The sequence below is a fragment of the Streptomyces sp. NPDC107517 genome (assembly GCF_055582645.1).
The window spans coordinates 1-3,277 of the sequence record NZ_JBVJPM010000088.1 but is presented as its reverse complement, the minus strand read 5'-3'; the positions used below and the strand labels follow the sequence as shown (position 1 = coordinate 3,277).

Annotated in this window: 3 protein-coding genes; 1 reads left to right on the top strand and 2 read right to left on the bottom strand. The window is 67.8% G+C overall.

Going from position 1 to position 3,277, the window contains the following annotated elements; all coding sequences use genetic code 11:
- Window positions 1-241: 241 nt before the first annotated feature.
- Both ACZ67T_RS46180 and ACZ67T_RS46175 read right to left on the bottom strand, forming a co-directional pair.
- Window positions 242-580, bottom strand: coding sequence for a hypothetical protein (locus ACZ67T_RS46180; RefSeq protein ID WP_469993067.1), 339 nt, complete (start codon window positions 578-580; stop codon window positions 242-244).
- Window positions 581-677: 97 nt separating this feature from the next.
- A complete protein-coding gene (locus ACZ67T_RS46175; protein ID WP_469993066.1) occupies window positions 678-1,061 on the bottom strand; it encodes a DoxX family protein in 384 nt (127 codons plus the stop codon).
- Between the two features lie 653 nt (window positions 1,062-1,714).
- Here ACZ67T_RS46175 and ACZ67T_RS46170 point away from each other — a divergent pair.
- On the top strand, window positions 1,715-2,638 hold the full coding sequence (locus ACZ67T_RS46170; protein ID WP_469993064.1) for an RNA polymerase sigma-70 factor: 924 nt from the start codon (window positions 1,715-1,717) through the stop codon (window positions 2,636-2,638).
- Window positions 2,639-3,277 lie beyond the last annotated feature (639 nt).

Sequence of the window (3,277 nt, the reverse complement as noted above, 5' to 3'; positions counted from 1 at the left end):
GAGATACGACAAACTCGCCGTTCGCTACGAAGCGACCCTGACCATCGCGGCCATCAACGAGTGGCTGTGACCAGCACATCTGAAACACGCCCTAGAGGCCCGGGCGCTGCTCGACCGCATCGACGCCGCTTGACCGGGCGCGCGACGCCTTCCTCCAGTCGAGCCGCAGGCCACACCGTGGTCAGCTCAGCTCACCCGGTCACCGCGATGAGCCGAGCGGTCGCGCACGCCTCACTGGCAACTACTTCCACACGACGGCCACGACGGCTGCGGCCGCCGTGAACGTCCCCACGGCATAGAAGGCCCATGGCTTCTTGTTGCGCATGCCTACCAGCGCTGTGACCGCCACCAGGAGGTCCAGAGCCAGCTTCACTCCCATCTTCGCGTGAGGCACCGGCAGGTCCTGGGATATGCGGGTCCAGATGAGTCCGGCACCTGTGACCAGCTGAACGACCGTGCTGGTCACCATGTAACTGCCAGTCACCGGGTCCATGGCCCGCAGCTGGTAGAAGATGCCGCCCAGGAGCGCGGCGAACCCGAAGAGGTGGAAGACGAGGAACACGTACCGAAGGATCTCCATGCCAGTGATCTTTCTCTGAAGACGGAACGAATGGACGAGCTTTCTCGCGCGGGAACCCGGCTGCGCCCGCGCCGCGTTGGCGCGTGGGCGCCTGCGCTCAGCCGGTGAAGGGCGTGACGCCGAAGCGGCCCCAGGCGACGAAGGCGGCCAGAACGAGGTAGATCAGGTCGCCGGCGATCGCGGCCCTCTCGCCGCGGCGCAGGCGCATGATGACCGCGCAGGTGAACAGCAGCACGAGTCCGGTGGCGGTCAGCGGCACCTGTACCGGCGCGATGTCGAGCACAGCGGGCAGGATCAGTCCGAGGGCGGCCAGCAGTTCGACGGCGCCGATGGCCTTGAGGGTGCGAGGGCTGAACGCCAGGACCCACTGCGCGGAGGAGCCCACCGCGGCAACCTTCACCTGCGGCACGAACATCTTGGAGCTGCCCACGAGGCAGACAGTGGCGAGCACTCCGGCGGTAATCCACAACGCGATGTTCATCATCAACTCCCTGATCGAGAACTTCCGAACCCGAGACGAGGCAGCGACCCCGCCTGTGACATCCCGGAGCCGGTCAGCGAGGAGACATGAGTCACAACTCGCCCTGCCATGGGCGTGAGGCCCATCCCGTCTCTGGCGGGGAAGGCCTCGTCGAAGGAGGAGGAGCACACGAGGGAGGCGAGATCGAACCAATTCGCCGACCCGAGCGCCGACAAGACCCTCAAGTACGGCATGTGGGCCGGGCGAAAGCTGAAAGAGTCGCCGTTGCCCACCGCGACGCAGGAGTGGGTGGCGCTGCTGTGCGTCAGATCAACTGCTGCGCGGCCTGCCTCGACCTGCACGCCAAGGAAGCCACCGCGTCCGGCAGGAGCTCGGTGCTACAGAGCCTGGTCGCGGCCTGGCGGGCAGCGACGGTCTTCGCCGAGGCCGAACGCGCCGCGCTCGCGCCGCGGGGCAGGCGACCCGGATCGCGGACGAAGCCATCGAGATCAGCCGAACTGCCACTGCCCAGGGGAACGGGTGCCATGATCGAGATGGGCCGGACGTTTCGAGGGAGCGAGCGGCGGCCGCTCCGATCACACATCGGAGGATCTTCTCAAGAGGCCTCGCCGGCGCGGGTCCGGCCGGGCGCTCGAACGCAAGGGGGACTCGGCGTGGGCAAGACTGAAAACTTCGAGGAGCTGCGGCCGCTGCTGTTCTCGATCGCGTACCGGATCCTGGGCAGCGTGAGCGAGGCGGAGGACGCGGTCCAGGAGAGCTGGCTTCGTTACGACGCCTCGCCCACCCGGCCGGTGTCGGCCAAGGCGTTCCTGTCGACCACGGTGACCCGGATCGCGATCGACGTCCTGCGCTCCGCCCGAGTTCGGCGGGAGTCGTACGTCGGGCCGTGGCTGCCCGAGCCGCTGCTGAATGATCCGTACGAGGACCCGGCCCGCGCGGCGGAACTCGCCGACTCGGTGTCGATGGCGGCCCTGTTGCTCCTGGAGCGACTCAGCCCGCTGGAGCGGTCGGTGTTCGTGCTGCGGGAGGTCTTCGCCTTCGGCTTCGACGACATCGCCACGGCGGTCGGACGCTCGGAGGCGGCGTGCAGGCAGCTGCTCGTACGGGCACGCCGCCACATGGACGAGGGACGGCCCCGGTTCGAAGCGGATCACCAGGAGCGGCAGGAGCTGGCGAGACGGTTCTTCGACGCGCTGTCGGAGGGCGACGTGGAGGGACTGCAGAGCCTGCTGTCCGCCGACGTCCAGCTCGTCGGCGACGGCGGTGGCAAGGCCCCGCAACTGGCCAGAGCCGTCGCCGGCGCCGAGAACGTGGCCCGGCTGCTCGCCACCGTCCACCCGCTGATGGCACGGACCGGCATCACATGCGAAGCGCGCGAGATCAACGGCCAGCCGGGCGCGCTGTTCCGCGACCGCGACGGCAACGTCCTGCACATCCTGGCGCTCGACATGCTCAAGGGGCAGATCCAGACCATCCGCTCGGTCATCAACCCGGACAAGCTCGCCCACCTCGGCCCGGTCGCCGACGCCTGGGCCGTCGACCGGGAAGTGAAGCGGACGCGGAGGCTGACGAAGTGACTCTTTGACCAGCCTGACAGGAGACGAAAGAGGGGAACGTTCAGAGCGGTTGCAGGCCCGTACGGGCAAGCGGCGGTCGGTGATTTCGGGTCAGGTTGCGTCAGCACGGCCCACCGGGACCGAGTGCTCTTTTACCAGGCCCCGTCCCTGGACGAATGGCAGAGTGGCCGCCTCGCAGGAGCACAGCACCTGGCGCCGTATCCACCCTCGACGTGAACTGCGCAACCGCCCCGCCCGACTTCGGACAACCTGCCGGACGAGCCACCCTCACAAAGGTCCTGCGGACAGCGGGGCAGCAGGACGGCTTCCACGCAACCGCGGCTCGTCTCCCCGGACATCGGAACAGGGCTGACCCCTGCACCCTGGGGACAGCCTCCTCTTGTTCACGAGTTCGGGCTGCGCGGGGCCCTCACCGAGTTCGCCACGCACACCGACCCCGCCACCCCACCGAACCGCGCCGTCACCTTACGTGAAGACGCATCGCCGGACAGTGCATCCACACTCATGACGATCCTGGGTCGATCCTGTGCAACTTTGCAGGCCACGACAGAGATATCGGACGAGGCCACCCATCTCCCCGCCCACCCCCTCCCCACACCGTGATAACACGGAGTAATCAAAATCGAGGAGGGCTACGAC

Bases quoted from the DNA above. Each gene is read 5' to 3' on its own strand.
- ACZ67T_RS46180 (WP_469993067.1), bottom strand. From the start codon at position 580: ATGGAGATCCTTCGGTACGTGTTCCTCGTCTTCCACCTCTTCGGGTTC.
- ACZ67T_RS46175 (WP_469993066.1), bottom strand. From the start codon at position 1,061: ATGAACATCGCGTTGTGGATTACCGCCGGAGTGCTCGCCACTGTCTGC.